This is a genomic window from Burkholderia sp. Bp8963 (assembly GCF_003854275.1).
Classification (GTDB): Bacteria; Pseudomonadota; Gammaproteobacteria; order Burkholderiales; family Burkholderiaceae; genus Burkholderia.
On sequence record NZ_QTQP01000015.1, the window covers coordinates 110,762 to 130,054 of the forward strand.

A 19,293-nucleotide genomic window follows, 5' to 3' on the forward strand; every position below is an offset into this window, starting at 1 on the left:
TCAGTGAAAAGGATGCATTCATGTTGACGGTCGAAGACATCTGCTACGTGATTCCCGAGCAGCGCGAAGACATCGCTCCGATGCGCGACAAGATCGGGCTCAGCGATGCCGAGATGAAGGTGTACACCCGCATTTACGGGCTCGCGCGCGTGCCGGTGCATCGCGGCCCAATCGAGCAGATGATGACGCCGGCGGTCAGGGCGCTGATCGAGCGAAACAACGTTGATCCCGCAAGAGTGAAGTACCTCGTGCACTGCCATACCGCGCAGATGACGTGGCCGTACATGCGCAGCCTCCCGGCCGAAATCTGCAACGACGTGGGGCTGACCCATGCGGTCGGGTTCGGCATGACAGCGTCGAACTGCGCGTCGACGATGGTGGCGTTGCGCAACCTTGAGTCGCTGCTTTCCACAGATCCCGACGACGACGCGCTAGCGATCGTCGTCACGGCGGACCAGGCATTTTCCCGAACGCTGCGATGGATTCCGAACACGACGTTCTGCGGCGATGCCGCCGCCGCGATGCTGCTCGGCAAGCGCGACCGGGGCGCCCGGCTGGTCGCGCTGCGGACCAACACCTTCGGCCAGCATTCGCGCGGTATCTGGCAGCGGCGGGAGGAGGCCGGCGAATTCGACCGGACCTATCCCGAACGGCTCGCGGAGGTGATGAAGCAGACCCTCGATGATGCGGGCCTCGAGTGGAGCGACATCAAGGTCGTATTTCCGCACAACGTCAATCTGTTCTCGTGGCAGCGCGTGTCGAAGATTCTGCAGCTTCCATTCGAGCGAATCTTTCTCGATCTGTTGCCGGAAACAGGCCACTGCTTCGGCGCGGACATGCTGTTCAATTGGGCCGTGGGCCGCGAGCGCCGACAGGTTGGGCGCGGGGATGCCGTGATGATCGCGACGGCGGGGATCGGCGCGGTGTTCGCCGCCGCCGCCTTCGTGGAGGGTTGAGCGATGGGCGATCACGATCTGTCCCGTAGCGTGCCCGCCGCTGTCGGCCCCCGCACGAACCTGGTCAGCCGCTTCCATCGGCAGGCGCTTGCGGCACCCGACCGGATCGCGCTAGTGATCGACGGCGAGCGCTGGTCATACGGCGATCTGCTCGACGCGGCGATCCGGCTGAGCAATGTCGCAATCCGCTCACACAATGCCGGACGGGACGCGAAGCCGTCGCTGATGGCAGCGCTCGGCAGCCGTCAGGCTGCCCAGTATGTCGCAAGCATCGCCGCTCCAATGAGCGGTTGGACCTACATGCCGCTGTTCGCCGGGGATCCCGCATCGCGTGTCGTCCAAACACTCGAACGGGAAAGGCCGGCTGTCCTCGTAGTTGACTCGTCCGGTGCCGTGTTGCTGCCGGACATTCTGCCGCATCTCGGTTTCGCGCTTCAGATCATCGGTCCGGACAGCGATGATCTCGCAGTTCCAGCGCCCCATCGCTTCCACGGAAGGCGTGCGCTAGACGGCATGCCGGCCTGCCACGCCGAACCGGCCGCGTGCGACGTGAGTACGGTCGCGTACCTGTTGTTCACGTCGGGTAGCACGGGTGTGCCGAAGGGCGTACCGATCACGCACGGCAATCTGCTGGCATTCGTCGAGAGCGCAGCGCTGCGCCTTGCGTCGACCGCGGAAGACCGCTTCGGGCAAATCTCGAACTTGAGCTGGGACGTCAGCATCTTCGAGAGCCATGTCGCGTGGGCGACTGGGGGCAGCGTGCATCGGCTGCCGGATCAGTTGATCCGGATTCCCGCCTACATCCGGGCGCAGCGCTTGACGAACTGGTTCTCGACGCCTTCGGTCGCGATCATGCTGCAGGATCTACATGCGCTGCAGCCGAACGCGCTCGCGAGCCTGAGATGCAGCGTGTTCGCCGGGGAGGCGCTGCCGACCAGCCTCGTGCGGCGATGGCACGAGGCCGCTCCGCACAGCGTGATCGAGAATTTCTACGGGCCGACGGAGGCATCGGTCGCAATTGCCTGCCACCGCTGGCACCACGGCGACGACGGCGAATTCGTTCCGTTTGGCGAACCGCTGCCGGGGCAGACGCTCGTCGCGCGCGACGAGCGCGGCGAGCCGGTGGCGGACGGTGCGACCGGTGAACTGTATCTGTCGGGAAGCCAGGTAGCATCCGGCTACCGAAACAATCCCAATGAAACCGCACGGCGATTCCTGCGTGGCGCGGACGGACGGCTCTGGTACCGTACCGGCGATCTGGCGACGCACACCGCGCGCGGCTGGCGCTTCGTCGGCCGGGTAGACGACCAGTTGAAGGTCCAGGGCTACCGGGTCGAACGTCTCGAAGTCGAGGCGATGCTGCGCGAAGCCGCCGGAACGCAGAACGCGGTGATAGTGATGCTCCCGCTCAACGATCAGAGCAGCATCCTGACGATTCATGGCGTCGTCGCGAACACGTCGCTCAACAGCGCGGCGATCCTGCGCCGCTGTCGCGAGCTGATGCCCGCGTACATGGTGCCGACTGCCATCCATCTGCGCGAGATCCCACGTACGTCGAGCGGCAAGGTGGACTACGGGCACCTGCGGACGCTTCTGCTCGATACGTCGCCGGTTCCGGACACCGAGCAGGGAGCGACGTGATGAACACGGCCATCACCCGCGACTGGGCGACGTTTTCCCGCCAGACAGTCGTCAGCGATCCCGGTGCCCACGCGGCACGCGCCACCGTAGCTAGCCTCGCGCCATCCGACCTCGTCGAATGCATCGGACGCACTGTACTTAACTTCGTTACGGATCGAACGCTCGTCGACAGTGCGCTGTTCGCGTCGCGACTCTGGCAAGTCGACTTGCGGACCACCGAGGCGATGCTCGATGCGTTGTTCGCGATCTCGGAAACGTCGCTGTCGGCACCGCGCCGCCCCGACGAGAGGATCGTGGGGAACTGCCGGGACACTGCGCTGTTGTGCGCGTCGGTCCTGCGCACATACGCGGTTCCAGCGCGCGTGCGCTATGGCTTCGCGCACCGCCTTTACCGGCCGCACGCACGTATGCACGAACACGCGGTCACTGAATTCTTCGACGGGCAACGATGGCAAACGATCGACTGCCGAATGCACGGCGAAGTTATCGCGCTTCACGATATCGACCTCGTGCCGGGCCAATTGCTGCCCGACGGCCTGTTCGTGCCAGCGCTGACGCTGTGGCACCAGTGCCGCAGCGGTGAGCGCGATTTCGCGACGTTCGGCGGCCCGCACGGCGGCCTCGGCCGGGGCATGAGCGCAGTCGCCAAGTATGCGTATCTCGACATCGCGTCGCTGAACGGCTTCGAACCGCTTATGTGGGACGTCTGGGGTCCGGCGCTTTTCCGTCACCCGGAGGCGGTCATCGACGACGAAGAAGAACTCGAAGCGCTCGACAGGTGCGCATGCCTGAATCCTGACGAGCCTGGGGAGTGGGCACGGCTGCGTGACGTCTACGAATCGAGCGACGTGCTTCGCGTGCCGGGCGTCGTCACGTCGTTCAGCCCGCAAGCCGGAGTGCGCCGCTGGCCGCTGCCGACGCACGAATCCTGAATCCACCCTCGAAGCGAATCCATTATGCGATCCATTACCCCTTGCGCCGCGCGTCTCGTCGATGTCGACAAACAATACCAAGCCGGAAACCAGCAGATCCGCGCGGTCCGTCGCGTGTCGCTGGAAATTCCATCCGGAACGTTCTGGATGGTGACCGGACCGTCTGGCTGCGGGAAATCGACCCTGCTCAACCTACTCGGCTGCGTCGACGCTCCCGATGCCGGCGACATTGAAATTGACGGCCAGAGCATCGCGCGTCTGCCTGAACGCCAGTTGACGCGCTTCCGGCGCGAGAAGATCGGCTTCATTTTCCAGAGCTTCAATCTGGTGCCGGTTCTGAGCGCGCAGGAGAACGTCGAATATCCGCTGCGGTTGCTCGGTCTCGGCCGCAGCGAGCGCGTTGGGCGCGCGCAGGCGGCGCTCGACATGGTGGGCCTCGGTCGCGAGCGCGACCGGCGGCCCGGCGAACTCAGCGGCGGGCAGCAGCAACGCGTCGCGATTGCCCGCGCGCTCGTCAAGGAGCCGTCGCTGGTGCTCGCGGACGAACCGACCGCCAACCTGGATTCCGCGACGAGCGCGGAGGTCGTCGCGCTGATGCGGTCGATGCAGCGCTCGTCCCGCACCACGTTCGTTTTCTCGACGCACGACAGCGAGTTGCTCGGCGAGGCAGATATCGTCGCGTACATGAAGGACGGCGGCTTCGACACTGCAAGCGGCGTCCGGCCGTACTCCCAGCCGGGCGCCGGCGTTCACGCCGCCGCGCATTCCTAACCCCCCATCTTGGCTACTATGCTCGACATCGCACTGCGAAACCTGGTACGCAACCGCCGGCGCTCGATTGTCACCGCGGCATCGATCGCGATTGGCAGCGTCGCCGTCACGCTGTTCAGCGCGTTCGCCGCCAACGTTACGAACGGGCTGCAGACGGAAACCGTTGTTCGCCTCGGTCATCTGAACATCTTCCGCAAGGGCTACTTCGCGTCGGGCGGCGGCAACCCCGGCGCTTACGGTATTCCCGGCTACGCGCCCCTGATCGACAAGCTCCGGTCCGATCCGCTCCTCAAGCCGATGCTGACTGTCGTGACGCCGACCGTCAGTGTCGGCGGCATCGTCAGCGGCACCGACTCGGATGCGTCCAGCACGTTCTTCGCGCAGGGGGTCGTGCCCGCGGACCGTCAAACGATGGCGCAATGGAACGCGTACGGCCTGCCCGGCGCCGCCGATGCGCTAACGTCCGGCGTGCCCGAAGGCTCGATCGATAGCGGCATCGTCGGCGCAGGGCTCGCCCGCATCCTGAATCTTTGCGTGCCACCGGCTCCCCGCTGCGGGAACGGGGCGGCGGCCACGCAGACGCCGCCATCGCCGCCGGCCGATGGCACGCAGGCTCAACGCTTCGCCGATCTGGCGAAAGATGTCGCGGGCACAGGCGACCGGGCACCGGAATCCACCGTCAACCTGCTCGCCGCGACGTCCGGCGGCGCGCCAAACGTCGTCACCCTGCGCGTCGTCCGGCAAGTACGGCTTGGCATCAAGGAGCTCGACGACCGGTACGTCGGCATGCCGATCGCTCTCGCGCAGAAGCTGCTGTTCGGGCGCGGTGAGCGGCAGGCGACCGCGATCGTCGTTCAGCTCAAGGACACCGCCAACCTGCCGCGCGCGAGGGAGCGCATCGCGCAGCTCACGCACGACAGCGCCGCACCGCTTGAAATCATCGACTTCGCAACGCTTTCGCCCGCATACCGGCAAATCAACGAGTTCTACGGAACGTTGTCAAATTGCCTGATGGTGTTGATCTGTACTGTCGCGTTGTTCATGACCGTCAACACGATGAGCGCAAGCATCTTCGAGCGAACGCGCGAGATCGGTACGCTGCGCGCGCTGGGGATGGACCGCGGGCCGCTGCGCCGACTATTCGTCGCCGAAGGGCTGCTGCTCGGCACGGCTGGCGCGACGCTGGGAGTCGGACTGGCTGCAGCGCTCGTGCTCGCGCTGAACCACGCTGGCCTAACTTGGATGCCGCCCGGCAGCCTGCGGCCGGTACCGATGCGCTTCAGCTTCGTCGGCGCCGTGCCAACGACCGTCGTCCTCTGGGTACTACTCGTGTTCAGTGCGGGACTGGCCGCGCGGTTCGCCGCGGGCCGTGCGGCGCGCCTGAACGTCGTCACCGCGTTGCGTCACGCGTGAGCCACCAATCGGCCGCCCGCTGGCGGCCATCATCGACCTCGGAGACCCATGCGAAGAAGATCCTTCATGTTCGGCGCCCTTGCCATGCCCGGACTGCTCGCGCTGCCCCGCTATGCGGACGCCACCACCCGGAACGCCGACGACATCGTCACTGCAGTCGAGCGCCTGCTCGATCCGACGCCCGCGTATCGGATGTTCAACACGATAGTCCAGTACGAGAACGGTGCTGAAATAAGCCGCATCAAGGTCGCCGTCTTCACGAAGCGGCATCAGTCGTCGGGCAAATGGTTGGACATCGTCCAGTACATCGATCCGCCACGCGATACTGGCAAGACCTTGCTCAATGACGGCGACGCGCTGTGGTTTTACGATCCCGCGTCGCGAGCCAGCCTGCGCATCTCGATGCAGCAGCGACTGCTCGGTCAGGCATCGAACGGCGACGTTCTCACTATCAACTACAGTCGCGATTACCGCGCGCGGTTGACCGGCGAAGCCGCCGTTGACGACGCCGATAAGAGACCGCACGACTGCAATGTCGTCGAGTTCACCGCCGCGTCCGACGCGGCCGTCTACGGTCGCCTCGAATACTGGATCGACAAGACCACGAACGCGATCGTCAAAGGCAAGTGCTACGCGGACAGCGGACAGCTTCTGAAGCTCGTGTATTACCGAGAGCAAAAGCCGACGCTCGGCGGGGTGCGTCCGATGCAGGCCGTGCTGATCGATGCCGTGAACACCCGCCTTGTGACCACGATGAATTTCAGCGACTTCCGCGCCGTCGACATCCCCGATGCCTGGTTCCAACGTTCGTACCTGCCGCGCATCGATGCGTCCTGACCGGTGCGCCGCCCGGCCGCTGGCGCTCGCGTGCGCCGGTCTCGTGCTGCTGATCGGCGGCGCACGGTGCTTCGGAGCCGGTGCCGCCGCGCCCACCGGCACCGCCGGCGACGATTCGGCGCTAGACGGACTGGTCGATTCTGCGATGGACATTGTGCGGAGCCATGCAGACAGCGGAAGCGATGCCGCCGGCGACGGCGTTGCGTCGTATTCCGGACGGCGCTATGCCGAGGCCGCCATGACGCTTTATGACTACCGGCGCATGCCCGTCGTGCCGATGCCGCCGGGCACCGCAACACCGAGCTGGCGCGCGCGCACTGACGTCGATTGGCAAGGTCGCTTCAAGGGCTTTGGTCCGTGGTCGTTTACCGTGAGTGACCGCTACAGCCTTCAACACGGCGAGTCTGACGACTGGTCGGCGAACTCACTCAGCCGCAATGATTTGCGCGAGCTGTATGCAACGTACTCGCCGGGGACCAGCCTCATGGACGTTGGGCGCATCAACATCCGCGGCGGAGTCGCGGCCGGCTACAACCCGACCGACTACTTTCGGTCGCGCTCCGTCGTGGAGCGTGTGTCGCAGGATCCGGCGGTGCTGCGCGAGAACCGGCTCGGCACAGTCGCAGTACGCGTGCAGCAGGTCTATGCGCGCGGCGCGTGGTCCGCGACACTGGCGCCGCGCCTCGCGCCGACGCCCGCGGTGGATGTCCAGGGGCAGACTGGCTTGAAGCCGCAGTTCGGACGCACAAACAACAGCGCCCGGCTCAAGCTCGACGCGAATTACGCGATCGCGCCGAACTTCTCGCCCGAAGTGTCGATGCTGTTTGAAAAGGATCGCAATCTGCTCGGGCTGAACCTGACGCGCGCGCTCGGCGACCGCGTGACCGGCGTGCTCGAGTGGAGCGGCGGATGGCAACGGAATCTGCTGGCGCGTGCGTATGCGGCGGGCGTGGCCGAGGGGCGGTTCCCGGCGAACTTCCGGCCGCTGCTGCCTTACGACAATGCGCTGAGGTTCAGGCAGGACCTCGCCGTCGGCCTCAGCTTGCCGATCAACGGCAACCTCGACGTGTCTGTCGAATACGACTTCCATCAGAGCGCGATGTCGTCCGGTGACTGGGACCGCTGGTTTGCCGCTGGCGCAGAGGCGCAGCGCTCGGGTAATGCGGCGCAGCTGGGCCAGTTGCAATACCTGAGGCAGTTCGCGTTGGACGAGCAGGAACCGATGAGTCGGCAGAATCTGTTCTGGCGCGCCGAGTGGCGGAACTCGCTCGCGCCGAACGTGACCCTCGTCTACCTCGGCATCGTGAATCTGCACGATCGCTCGTCATTACAACAGTTGACGGCGCGATGGGATTATTCGAGGCAGTGGTCGTTCTCGGCGATTGTCAACCGCTATCTCGGCGGAGCTGCGACCGAGTACGGCAGCTATCAGACGAACATGGGCGTGCTGGCAAGCGCGATCTTCTACTTCTAACCCTAATACGCCTAATATCGATGACAACAAGTCGCAGACTCGCCAACTGGCCGAAACTTCCGGCCCGGGTCGTCGCGGGCCTGTTCGCAGCGTGCTACGCGGCCGGTACTCCGCATGCGGCCGATGCGTGCGTACCGGCCGCGAATGCTGGCGTGAGCCAGCTCATCGGCCCGGCGACGCCGGAAGTCCAGAGCCTGCCGTGGCTCGTCTGGTATCCGACGGACGTACCCGAGCAGCCGAAGAGCGAGGGCCGCACCCGCTTCGCCGCCGCGCGCGACGCCGTGCCGCGTTCCGGCCGGTACCCGTTGATCGTGCTGTCGCACGGTTCCGGCGGAACGCCGATGACGCACTGGAAAACAGCGCGCTACTTCGCGCGACGCGGCTATGTAGTATTGGCGATCGTGCATCGGGACGACAACGCCGTCGACTCGTCGGGGAGTTCAACGCTGGAAGTCTGGCGCGCCCGCCCGAAGCAATGGTCTGCTGCGCTGGATGCGCTGCTCGCGTCGCACTATGCGCAGTTTATCGACCGGCAGCGGATCGCCGCCGTTGGATTCTCGGCAGGCGCTTATACGGCACTCGCGGTGGGTGGCGCGCGTCCATCGTCGCTTGCGCTAGACGACTATTGTCTCGCCCATCCGCAAAGCGACGTTCTCTGCGTCCAGTACGGACCATTGCGCCGGGCCGGCGTACGCGTCGAACGCTGGCTCGATATGCGGCAGGAATCGCTCGACGTGTCGAAGGACGCCCGCGTGCGTGCTGTCGTTGCGATGGCGCCTCCCGGCGCCGCGCTGTTTGCTGCGACGGGACTGCGGCAACTAGACGTGCCTACGCTGTTGCTGCAGGGTGATCGCGACGACGTGCTGAAATATCCCAACGATGCACGCTATCTCGCATCCGTACTCCGCGAGCGCGTTGAATACCACACCGTGCCGGGCGGCCACTTCGTGTTTGTGTCGATCGATCCGGCGTGGTTGCGCAACACCCGGCCAGATGCCAACGCGGAAGACGAAACGGCGGCGCTGCGCACTGCGAACCAGCTAACGGCGACATTCCTCGCGCGCGCGCTGGCGGATCCTAAACAACCAGACAGTCGCTCACGGAAGTGCTTCTGACTGTCGCATCGTGCAATTTACCGCTCATATGAACGCAACCTTGACCACACGCAACACGACCGACACCCGTCAAGAAGCGGGCGCGTCAGCATCTGCCGCCGAAGCCTGTCCGGTCGGTTTTCGCCAGCGCACGCTGAAGTTCGGGCGCGCGCCCTTGCCCGTCGGACTTTGGTATCCGACCGACGAGCCGGAGCACATGCAGTTTTTTGGACCGTTTTCGATGCGTGTCGCGCTTGACGCGACACCGCGGCAAGGCAACGGGCATCTTGTCGTGATCTCGCATGGCTCGAAGGGAAATCACCTCGGCCACCGCGGCACCGCACGCGAGCTTGCGGCCGCCGGCTACGTCGTCGCCGCGCCGTTGCATCCGCATGACAACTATCTCGACGACAGCCAGAGTGGTACGCCCGCGCTTTGGCGCGACCGTCCGGCTCATCTGCGCACCGTCGTCGACGTGGTGCTGTCGGATCCGGCGTTCGGACCTCTGCTGGTGCCGGACGCGTGCGGCGTGATGGGATTCTCGCTAGGTGGCTATACGGCACTGAGCGTGCTGGGCGCGCGCGCCAGCGTGCACGCGCTGGCCGATCACCGCCGGCGCCATCCGGACGATCTGTTGCCGGTCGCACCCGACGATGCCGGGCTTTCTCCCGGCGAACTGGACGCGATGCTTGCCGCGCATCCGGACGCGTTCGCGTCGGAACACGACGCGCGTTTCAAGGCCGCCGTGCTGCTCGCGCCGTTGTGCGCGCTGTTTGCGGACGCCGATCTGCGTGCGATCGACGTGCCGGTGTCGCTATTTTGCGCCGAACGCGACGACGTGCTGCGCGAGCCGTATCACGCGCATCGGCTCGCCGCGTTGCTGCCATGCTTGAGGCGTTTCGAGTGCGTGGCGTCGGCCGGACATTTCTCGTTCCTGACGCCGTTCCCCGGCGCACTTCACGACGAGCTGCCGGTGCTCGCGCGCGACGCGCCCGACTTCGATCGCGGCGCGTTCCACGAGCGACTGAATCGGCAGATTGTGTCGTTTTTCGACGACGCGCTGCGAGGAGGGCGGTCGTGACGACGAACGTGATGACCGGAGGTGGGGGCAACTACGAAGCGTGGCTCGGCGAATTGCTTGAAAGTATTCCGTTCCTGCAGTATCTCGGCGCGCAGCTGGTGCGATGCGGTTGCGGCGAAGCGGTACTGCACCTCGACGTGCAGGCGCATCATCGCAATAGCTGGGGCGTCGCGCACGGCGGTCTCGTGATGACATTGCTCGATTCGGCGATGGGGCTGGCCGCACAGAATCCCGGTTCGGGAACCTCGCCCGGCATGGCGACAGTCCAGATGAGCTCGCAGTTCATTCACGGGGCGGCGGGCCGTCTCGTGGCAAGGGCAAGAGTCGTACACCGCAGTTTGGCGCTAGTATTCTGCGAGGCGTCCGTTGTCGACAGTCGCGAAAGCCTGTGTGCCCAGGGTATGGCCGCGTTCAAACGGCTATCTGTGTCGCCTTCGAAATCTGGCGCCTGAGGACAGGGAATCTCATGACTTTGACACCGGCGCGGCGCGAGCTGTCCTCGAGCGATGCTTAAAAAAATGCCGTTCGGCCTGTCGGGCGAACGGCATCTCGAATCGGAATCCTGTGAACGTGATCAACGTCACAGACCGCATCATACGAGCGACGCCGATCGCATCGCATCGGGTGTTTCCCTACAACTTCTTACAACGCAATACAGGCGTGCCCGATGCGCTCGCGCGCGTCGTTTTCACACGCGTCCGACCCCGCCGCCGCACGCCATGGCGGTGAACTGAATCGCACGAGCATTTCAGCTTCCGGCGGCCATCCGGCGCCCCGGCACGATGCGCCAGCCGAGGTTGACGCCGGCCGCCGCGAGCAAAATCAGCAGCGCGCCGAGCACCTGCGTCCACGCGAGCGTCTGCCCGAACGCGATGCGGTCGACCGCGATCGCGACGACCGGATAGACGAACGACAGCGCGCCCGTCATCGCGGTCGGCAGCTTCTGGATCGCGCCGTACAGCAACACGTACATCACGCCCGTGTTCACGACGCCGAGCGCGACGAGGTCGAGCCATTGCGCGGGCGTCGCGGGCAGCGTGTCGAAGTGCGCGAACGGCGCGAGCATCACGACGCCGAGCCCGACCTGCAGTAGCGCGAGCAGATGCGGCGGCGTGCCCTTCAGGTGCTTCGTGATGATCGACGACAGCGCATACAGGAACGCCGCGCCGAGCGCGAGCGCGACGCCTTCGAGGTAGGCGCCCGGCACCGCGAGCACGGCCGGCTCGACACGCACCACGCAGACGAGGCCGACGAACGCGAGCAGCATCCACGCGAGCGTCGACGCGGTGACCCGCTCGCGGAACACGATCGCGCCGAGCGCGACGAGCATGAACGGCTGCGTGTTGTAGACGGCGGTCGCCATCGAGATCGATGCGCGCGAATACGCGGCGAACAGCAGCAGCCAGTTCGCGACGATCGCGACGCTGCCGAGCGCGGTGAGGCCGAGCATGCGCCACGAGAACAGCGAGCGGCGCAACAGGCCGAACGCCGCGCAGACGAGCACGAGCGTCGCGCCGCCGAACACGCAGCGGAAGAACACCACGTTGGCGAGCGGCTGCCGCGACGACATCACGAGCCAGCCGATCGTGCCGGACATCAGCATTGCAGCGACCATCTCGGCGGCGCCGCGGCGAATTTCGTTCGAGGTCATCACAGTTTCCGTTGAGGGATTGGATGACTTCGATTCTAGGAACTTGCTTTCGCGATCTCCACGACTAAACTGAAGCGAATCCGCCGCTTCACCTTCGAAAGCAAAGCCACCATGACCAAACGCCTTTCACCCCCTGCGGTCGCGTCGCTCGACGCGACCGACCGCGCGATCCTCGCCGCGCTCGCCGACGATGCGCGCATCGCGACCAGCGAGCTCGCGCGGCAGATCGGCCTGTCGGCGCCCGCCACCGCCGACCGCGTGCGGCGGCTCGAAGCGCAGGGCGTGATCGCGGGCTTCACGGTCGAGCTCGATCCGCGCGCGCTCGGCTACACGCTGCAGGCGATCGTCCGCGTGAAGCCGCTGCCCGGGCAGTTGCATCTCGTCGAGGAGCTGTTGCGGCGCATTCCCGAGTTCGTCGAATGCGACAAGGTGACGGGCGACGACTGCTTCATCTGCCGGCTCTACCTGCGCACGATCGAGCAGCTCGACGGGATCCTGTCGAAGGTGACGGAGCGCGCGGAAACCAGCACCGCGATCGTCAAGTCGACGCCCGTGCCGCGCCGGCTGCCGCCGCTCGCAGACGACGACACGGCGCGCCGCTGACGTGCGGCCGGCTCATGCGACCGGCTCATGCGACCTGATCACGCGCCTCGAAGAACGCCAGTATCTCGTCGATCAGGTCGACGGGCGCCTCTTCCGGAATGTAGTGCCCGCATTCGACCGCGCGGCCGCTGACGTCGCGCGCGACGCGCCGCCATTCGTCGAGCGGATCGAAGCAACGGCCGACGATCCCGTTCTGGCCCCACAGCACGCGCAGCGGGCACGCAACCTTGTTGCCGCGCTCGAGATCCTCGCGATCGTGCTCGAGATCGATCGTCGCCGACGCGCGATAGTCCTCACACATCGCATGCACGGCGCCCGGCTGCGCGAGCGCGGCGCGATACGCGTTCAGCGATTCGGGCGCGAACGGCGCAAGGCCCGCCGAGCGGTTGCCCATCACGCGCTCGATATACGCATCGGTGTTGCCGCCGATCAGCGTCTCCGGCAGCGGCTCGGGCTGGATCAGGAAGAACCAGTGGAAGTACGCGGTCGCGAACGCGCGATCGGTCTTCTCGTACATCGCGAGCGTCGGCGCGATGTCGAGCAGCATCATCCGTTCGACCGCGTCGGCGTGATCGAGCGCGAGCCGGTGCGCGACGCGCGCGCCGCGATCGTGCGCGCACACGTAGAAGCGTTCGAAGCCGAACTGCCGCATCACCGCAACCTGGTCGGCCGCCATCGCGCGCTTCGAATACGGCGTGTGCTGCGCATCGCTCTCGGGTTTGCCCGACGCGCCATAGCCGCGCAGGTCGGTCGCGATCACCGTGAAATGATTCGCGAGCGTCGCGGCGACGCGATGCCAGATCATATGGGTTTGCGGATGGCCATGCAGCAGCAGAAGCGGCGGCCCCGCGCCTCCTTTGACGCCGAAGATGTCGGTGTCCTGCACCGTTACGCGAAACGGTACGAATGCCTCAAACGACATGGTGTGTTTCTCGTTGGATTGTTATAGGCGGCTATTGTAGGAGCGCGCTCGAAACCGCACAGCGACGTGGATACCCGAATTCGTAGAAAGAGAGCACTCACTCGATTGCGCGCGTTCGGCGTAATTTGATACGCTCGCATGCAATCGCACGACCGTTCGTATTATTATGAAACGCCGCCCTTGCCCGGGCGGCGGCACCGGATACACTCGAAGCGCCGTTCGCGCGCCGCGCACGATCGCGATCTGCCTGGCATAAGACCGGCGTCAGCGCTGAAGCGCCACCGCCGGTCGACAAATGGAGACTTCACATGGCACTGCCCGCCGTCCTGCAGCAGCTGACGCTGCCCGTCATCGCGTCGCCGATGTTCATCGTCAGCTACCCCGAACTCGTGCTCGCGCAATGCAAGGCGGGCATCGTCGGTTCGTTTCCCGCGCTGAACGCGCGCCCGGCCGAAGTGCTCGACGAGTGGCTCACGCAGATCCAGACCGAACTCGCCGACCACAAGGCGAAGCATCCCGATGCGGTGATCGGCCCGATCGCGGTCAACCAGATCGTCCACCAGTCGAACGCGCGGCTCGAGCACGACGTCCGCGTGTGCGTCGATCACAAGGTGCCGATCTTCATCACGAGCCTGCGCGCGCCCGCGCGCGAGATCGTCGATGCGGTGCATAGCTACGGCGGCATCGTGCTGCATGACGTGATCAACCTGCGTCACGCGCAAAAGGCGCTCGAAGCGGGTGTCGACGGGCTGATCCTCGTCGCGGCCGGCGCGGGCGGCCACGCGGGCACGACGTCGCCGTTCGCGCTCGTCGGCGAAGTGCGCAGGATGTTCGACGGCCCGATCGTGCTGTCCGGCGCGATCGCAAACGGCGGCTCGATCCTCGCCGCGCAAGCGATGGGCGCCGACCTCGCGTACATGGGCACGCGCTTCATCGCGACGCAGGAAGCGCACGCGGTCGAGGACTACAAGCGCGCGATCCTCAGCGCGAAATCCGCCGACATCATCTATACGAACCTGTTCACCGGCGTGCACGGCAACTACATCCGCGAGAGCATCGAGAAGGCCGGCCTCGATCCGGACGCGCTGCCGGAATCCGACAAGTCGAAGATGAATTTCGGCGGCGACAAGGCGAAGGCGTGGAAGGACATCTGGGGCGCGGGCCAGGCCGTCGGCCTGATGGACGACCTGCCGAGCGTCGGCGCGCTCGTCGCGCGCCTGAAGAGCGAATACGACGCCGCGAAGGCGCGGCTCGGCATCGCGCGCTGACGCACGCGCCGGTGGTGGCGGCCGGCGACGCGTCGCCGCCGCGCAATCGTCGGACAAAACAAAAAGCGCGAACCGCAACGGTTCGCGCTTTTTTCATGGCCCGCCCGAAACGTGGAGAAGCGCAGCGGAAAGCGCGACGGCGAAGTGCGGCGGGAAAGCGCGGCTCAGCCCGCGCGCTTGATCCGCGTGATCGGCAGCACGCGCAGGCGCGCCTCGATCGACGGGCACAGCGACTGGCCCTCGAACCGCGCGGCGAGGAAATCGACGAACGAGCGCACTTTCGCCGACACGTGACGGCGGCTCGCGTAGACCGCGTAGATCGGCGCCTCGTGCGGCGGCACCGCGTCGAGCAGCACCGGTACGAGCCGGCCGGACTCGAGGTCGTCGCCGACCACTTCGGTGCCGAGCAGCGCGATGCCCGCCCCGGCGAGCACGGCGGCACGCAGGCCTTCGAGGTGGTTGACGATCAGGTTGCCGTTGAGCGTCACGCGCGACGCTGCTGCCGCATCGATCACCAGCGAATCGAGCATCGTCGAATGCGAATCGCGCCGCAGGTAGTTGTGGTGCGCGAGATCGGCGATCGTCTGCGGCGTGCCGCGCTTCTCGAGATACTCGGGCGACGCGACGAGCAGGATGTGCGCGGTCGCGATCTGCCGCGCGACGAGCGACGACGACTTCAGCCCGCTCGGCGCTGCGCGTACCGCGACATCGTAGCCTTCCTCGATCAGGTCGACGACACGGTCCGACAGCGTCATGTCGACCGTCACATCCGGAAAACGGTCCGCGTAATCGGTCACCGCCTGCATCACGTGCCGCAACCCGAACGCGGACAGCGACGTCACGCGCAGCCGGCCCTGCGGCACGACGCTCGCCGCGCCGACCGCCTGCCCGGCTTCGTCGAGCTCGGACAACGCCTGCACCAGGCGCTCGTAGTATTCGCGCCCCGCTTCGGTCGGCGCGACGCGACGGGTCGTGCGATGCAGCAGGCGCGCACCGAGCTGCTGCTCGAGGTGCATCACATGCTTGCTCGCCATCGCCGCCGACATCTGCATGCGCTCCGCCGCGCCGACGAAGCTGCCCACTTCGACGACGTAGCGAAACACATTCATGCTGACGAGGGTATCCATCGAACTAGCCCGCAATTCCTGAGAATCGTGAAATTACGAGATAGGGTAGCAAAAGTGAGGAGAGGGAAAGGTCAACAATGGCAAAACGGCGCCGCAATTGGCGGCGCCGTTCAAGAAAACGAAACAGGGCGCGAAGCCAGAACGGCTCGCGCGGCGGGATGCCCGCGGGGTCAGAACTTCGCGCGGACGCCCGCGCCGAACGTGTTGCCGTTCGACAGGCTGTTGATGTGGTCGTTCATGTACGCGGCGTACACGTCGGTGCGCTTCGACAGCGGATAGTCGTAGCCGACTGCCCAGGTCTGGCGCGTCTGGTCCAGGCCACCCGCGTCACGCGAATATGCATACGACGCCATCGCGCTGCCCGCGCCGAGCGGCACCAGCACGCCGCCCTGCCCGGTGTTCACGTGCCAGCTGCCCGCGACCTGGTCATTCTTCGTATACATGTATTGCGCGAACAGCTTCACGAGCTTCAGGTCGTAGGTCGCGCCGACCTGCGCGATGCCCTGGCTCTTCAGGCCCGTCACGAGCGAGCTGAGGTCGCGCGGGCCGTTGTTGAAGTTCACGTACTGGTACACGGCGGTCGCCGCGAACGGGCCGTTCGCATAGTTGAACTGAGCACTCCACTTCTTCGAACCGTTGTCGCCGGCCTGGTTGCCGAACGCGTACATCGCGCCGAAGTTGAAACCGCCGAATGCCGGCGACGTATACGACACCGCGTTGTTCCAGCCCGAATCGCCGACCGCGCCCTGGTCGCTCGGATAGGTCGGGAACGTGCCGAGGCCGAGGAACGTGTGATAGACCATCGGCGAGAACACGTACGAGTCGAAGAACGGGTTGAACAGGATCGTCGACAGGAACAGGTGCGTCGTCAGGCGGCCGGCCGTCACGGTGCCGTACGGCGCACTGATGCCGACGTACGAATTGCGCGCGAAGAAGGTGTCGCCGTTGAAGCGGCCGAACTGGCCGTTCTGCGCGCGGAAGAAGCTTTCCAGCGTGAAGATCGCCTTGTAGCCGCCGCCGAGATCCTCGGCGCCGTGCATCCCCCAGTACGACGTCGACATCCCGCCGCCCGATACGCCCCATGCGCGGTCGCTGCCCGGGAATTTGGTCGCACCGACCCATTCGTCGACCTGCCCGTATAGCGACACGCTCGACTGCGCATGAACGGGTGCGGTGGCGGCGACGCAGGCGGTGGCCGCGACCAGCTTGACGGACGTGCGCGACGCACGGCGGGCGAGTGCTTTCATGGGTTCTCCAGGTATTGTCGAAAAGGAATCGTGCGGCGCTAGCGTTGTTATCGGAGCCGATGCTTGCGTCGTGTTGGGGCGCAGCCATCTTTACGGATCATTTGTCCGGTCAAAATTGCATGCGCTTATTGCGGGTATAGCGGCGGCATTAACTTCGCACGGGTCATGCTTGGACTGGCGGGGCGCGACGGCCACACGCGGACGGAGCGCGCAGCGGCGCGGCGGCGCTCATCGCGCGAGCCGGGCGCGAAAGATAGCGCAATGCGGTGGGAAAATCAGCGGAAATCTGGGCCCGACTGTGGCGAAATTGCATCAGCCGGCGGGGGGCAGAACGCGGGCGCGCTCAGTTTCGGTAGAACGGCGAGAAAAACGGCGAATGGGCAGGCTCTTCCTGCGACCGCGGTGGCGGCAGCGGCCGGCCGCCGCGCTCCTCGTTGTAGCGCGCGACGTCGGCGCGGATCGAGCCCGCGCGCAGCGGCACGTTTCCGCCGCCGGGCGGACGCGGCACCTGACGCGCGTCGGCGCTGATCGGCCGGTACGGGCTCTGCGCGGCGTAGTGGCCGTACGACGGCGTCGGCCGCAGGCCCCAGCGGGCGCCGCCATAGCCGTTCACGCCGGCGCCGAAGCGCGCACCACCGCCTGCCTGCGGTACGCGGTGCCAGACCGGCGGGCCGCCGGACGGCTGACCGTACGCACGCATGTCGCCGCCGCCGAAACCGTGTCCGCCGTGCGGGGGCTGCGCAAGCGCGAGCGGCACCAGGAGCGCGCCGAGCACGCCTGCCGCCCACCGTCCGATCTTCCGTTTCACCCGTTCCGTCATCGTTCAATGCCTGGTTGCACTCGCGCGCCCGCCGGATAGGCGAGCCCGAGCCTTTCAGCAGTAATTTATGAGCGGGGCGAATTCGTGTCGAGCCAAAAAGTGTTAGGTCGCCGGCACCGGTGTAACACCATGTTACTGCTAGGTTTTTTCGCATAGGAGCCCGATGGCCGCAGAACATTCTTCTGCCAATTTCGTCATCCGGGCACGGTCCAGCACGGGCTCCGTCAGCATGCAACAGAATCATCAATCGATTCGCATAATGAATTTGTTTATTGAATGACCAACCGGGACAATACGGGCTTCCGCACACGTACGCGGCATGCACTCCAGTCGCCCCGATCGAGACTCCGATGGCCCGCCCCCGTTTCCTCCCCGACAACTTCACGCTCGCGCTCGTCGGCACCGTCGTGCTCGCGAGCCTCCTGCCCTGCCGCGGCGGCGCCGCCCATGCGTTCAACTGGGCGACCAACATCGCGGTCGGCCTGCTGTTCTTTCTGCATGGCGCAAAGCTGTCGCGCGAAGCCGTCGTCGCAGGCGCGACGCACTGGCGGCTGCACGCGGTCGTGCTGCTCAGCACCTTCGCGCTGTTCCCGCTGCTCGGCCTCGCGCTGAAACCCGTGCTGCAGCCGCTCGTCACGCCGGCGCTGTACGCGGGCGTGCTGTTCCTCTGCACGCTGCCGTCGACGGTCCAGTCGTCGATCGCGTTCACATCGATCGCGAAAGGCAACGTGCCGGCGGCCGTCTGCTCGGCGTCGGCGTCGAGCCTGCTCGGCATCTTCGTCACGCCGGCGCTCGTCGGGCTGATGATCACGTCGCAGACGGGCGCGTCCGCGTCCCCGTGGAGCACGGTCGGCAGCATCGTCCTGCAGCTGCTCGTGCCGTTCATCGCCGGGCAGCTGCTGCGGCCCGCGATCGGCGGCTGGATCGATCGCAACCGCGGCGTGCTGCGCTTCGTCGACCAGGGCTCGATCCTGCTCGTCGTCTATGTCGCGTTCAGCGAGGCGGTCGACCAGGGCCTCTGGCACCAGATCCCGCCGCGCGCGCTCGCCGGGCTGCTCGCGGTGAACCTGCTGCTGCTCGCGATCGCGCTGCTGCTGACCGCGTTCGTCGCCAAGCGGCTCGGCTTCAACCGCGCCGACCAGATCACGATCATCTTCTGCGGCTCGAAGAAGAGTCTCGCCGCCGGCGTGCCGATGGCGAAGGTGATCTTTTCCGCGCACGCGGTCGGCGCGATCGTGCTGCCGCTGATGCTGTTCCACCAGATCCAGCTGATGGCCTGCGCGGCGCTCGCGCAGCGCTGGGGCGCGCGCGACCTGAGCGAATCGGGCGACGAAGGCGCCGCGCCGGGCGGGGTCGTGTCCGCACCCGGTGCGCTGAGCGCCGGCAAGCGCTGACCCGCGCCGGGCGCCGGTGCGCACGGCGGCGCCCGCATGAAGCGATGCACCAGAATCGCGCA

General features: G+C 66.1%; 18 protein-coding genes. 13 read left to right on the plus strand and 5 right to left on the minus strand.

Annotated elements, in window-relative coordinates; all coding sequences use genetic code 11:
* Window positions 1-20: 20 nt before the first annotated feature.
* The 10 genes from DID96_RS15280 (at window position 21) to DID96_RS15315 (ending at window position 10,651) form a co-directional block, all read left to right on the plus strand.
* Complete coding sequence (locus DID96_RS15280; protein ID WP_124600129.1) at window positions 21-956, plus strand: ketoacyl-ACP synthase III family protein; 936 nt, start codon at window positions 21-23, stop codon at window positions 954-956.
* Window positions 957-959: 3 nt separating this feature from the next.
* Entirely contained in the window at window positions 960-2,597 is a 1,638-nt protein-coding gene (locus DID96_RS15285) for an AMP-binding protein (protein ID WP_124600130.1), read from the plus strand.
* Window positions 2,597-3,529: a transglutaminase domain-containing protein gene (locus DID96_RS15290; protein WP_124600131.1), complete on the plus strand. Its 933-nt coding sequence runs from the start codon at window positions 2,597-2,599 to the stop codon at window positions 3,527-3,529. The genes DID96_RS15285 and DID96_RS15290 overlap by 1 nt, the downstream gene beginning before the upstream one ends.
* Before the next feature lie 24 nt (window positions 3,530-3,553).
* Window positions 3,554-4,300: an ABC transporter ATP-binding protein gene (locus DID96_RS15295; protein WP_124600132.1), complete on the plus strand. Its 747-nt coding sequence runs from the start codon at window positions 3,554-3,556 to the stop codon at window positions 4,298-4,300.
* An 18-nt stretch (window positions 4,301-4,318) separates the two neighbouring features.
* Window positions 4,319-5,713, plus strand: coding sequence for an ABC transporter permease (locus DID96_RS15300; RefSeq protein ID WP_124600133.1), 1,395 nt, complete (start codon window positions 4,319-4,321; stop codon window positions 5,711-5,713).
* 66 nt (window positions 5,714-5,779) lie between these two features.
* Window positions 5,780-6,550 carry an outer membrane lipoprotein-sorting protein gene (locus DID96_RS15305; protein ID WP_185732264.1) on the plus strand — a complete coding sequence of 257 codons (771 nt, stop codon included), beginning with the start codon at window positions 5,780-5,782 and terminating at the stop codon, window positions 6,548-6,550.
* Between the two features lie 43 nt (window positions 6,551-6,593).
* Entirely contained in the window at window positions 6,594-8,024 is a 1,431-nt protein-coding gene (locus DID96_RS38305; RefSeq protein ID WP_185732265.1) for a hypothetical protein, read from the plus strand.
* A 20-nt stretch (window positions 8,025-8,044) separates the two neighbouring features.
* Window positions 8,045-9,139, plus strand: a complete 1,095-nt coding sequence (locus DID96_RS15310) for a prolyl oligopeptidase family serine peptidase (protein WP_260463908.1) — start codon at window positions 8,045-8,047, stop codon at window positions 9,137-9,139.
* A gap of 40 nt (window positions 9,140-9,179) precedes the next feature.
* Window positions 9,180-10,199, plus strand: coding sequence for a hypothetical protein (locus DID96_RS38310; RefSeq protein WP_185732267.1), 1,020 nt, complete (start codon window positions 9,180-9,182; stop codon window positions 10,197-10,199).
* Entirely contained in the window at window positions 10,196-10,651 is a 456-nt protein-coding gene (locus tag DID96_RS15315) for a PaaI family thioesterase (protein ID WP_185732268.1), read from the plus strand. Before DID96_RS38310 ends, DID96_RS15315 begins: the two co-directional genes overlap by 4 nt.
* 296 nt (window positions 10,652-10,947) lie before the next feature.
* On the opposite strand, the gene DID96_RS15320 is transcribed toward DID96_RS15315, so the two are convergent.
* Window positions 10,948-11,850: a DMT family transporter gene (locus DID96_RS15320; RefSeq protein ID WP_124600137.1), complete on the minus strand. Its 903-nt coding sequence runs from the start codon at window positions 11,848-11,850 to the stop codon at window positions 10,948-10,950.
* Window positions 11,851-11,961: 111 nt separating this feature from the next.
* Here DID96_RS15320 and DID96_RS15325 point away from each other — a divergent pair, with 111 nt between their 5' ends.
* Window positions 11,962-12,453 carry an Lrp/AsnC family transcriptional regulator gene (locus DID96_RS15325; RefSeq protein WP_124600138.1) on the plus strand — a complete coding sequence of 164 codons (492 nt, stop codon included), beginning with the start codon at window positions 11,962-11,964 and terminating at the stop codon, window positions 12,451-12,453.
* A gap of 25 nt (window positions 12,454-12,478) precedes the next feature.
* Here the strand turns inward: DID96_RS15325 and DID96_RS15330 are convergent, their stop codons facing one another.
* Window positions 12,479-13,375, minus strand: a complete 897-nt coding sequence (locus DID96_RS15330) for an alpha/beta fold hydrolase (protein WP_124600139.1) — start codon at window positions 13,373-13,375, stop codon at window positions 12,479-12,481.
* A gap of 308 nt (window positions 13,376-13,683) precedes the next feature.
* On the opposite strand from DID96_RS15330, the gene DID96_RS15335 reads away from it, so the two are divergent.
* Window positions 13,684-14,643 (plus strand): nitronate monooxygenase family protein, encoded by a 960-nt coding sequence (locus DID96_RS15335; protein WP_124600140.1) that lies wholly within the window; start codon window positions 13,684-13,686, stop codon window positions 14,641-14,643.
* A 164-nt stretch (window positions 14,644-14,807) separates the two neighbouring features.
* On the opposite strand, the gene DID96_RS15340 is transcribed toward DID96_RS15335, so the two are convergent.
* From DID96_RS15340 to DID96_RS15350, 3 genes are all read right to left on the minus strand, one after another.
* Entirely contained in the window at window positions 14,808-15,770 is a 963-nt protein-coding gene (locus tag DID96_RS15340) for a LysR family transcriptional regulator (protein WP_124600141.1), read from the minus strand.
* Between the two features lie 170 nt (window positions 15,771-15,940).
* Window positions 15,941-17,017 carry a porin gene (locus tag DID96_RS15345; protein ID WP_124600142.1) on the minus strand — a complete coding sequence of 359 codons (1,077 nt, stop codon included), beginning with the start codon at window positions 17,015-17,017 and terminating at the stop codon, window positions 15,941-15,943.
* Window positions 17,018-17,360: 343 nt separating this feature from the next.
* The gene (locus tag DID96_RS15350; protein WP_124600143.1) at window positions 17,361-17,837 is read right to left on the minus strand and encodes a peptide-binding protein; all 477 of its coding nucleotides are present in this window, start codon (window positions 17,835-17,837) and stop codon (window positions 17,361-17,363) included.
* A 350-nt stretch (window positions 17,838-18,187) separates the two neighbouring features.
* Here DID96_RS15350 and DID96_RS15355 point away from each other — a divergent pair, with 350 nt between their 5' ends.
* The gene (locus DID96_RS15355; protein ID WP_124600144.1) at window positions 18,188-19,231 is read left to right on the plus strand and encodes a bile acid:sodium symporter family protein; all 1,044 of its coding nucleotides are present in this window, start codon (window positions 18,188-18,190) and stop codon (window positions 19,229-19,231) included.
* The last annotated feature ends 62 nt before the right edge of the window (window positions 19,232-19,293 follow it).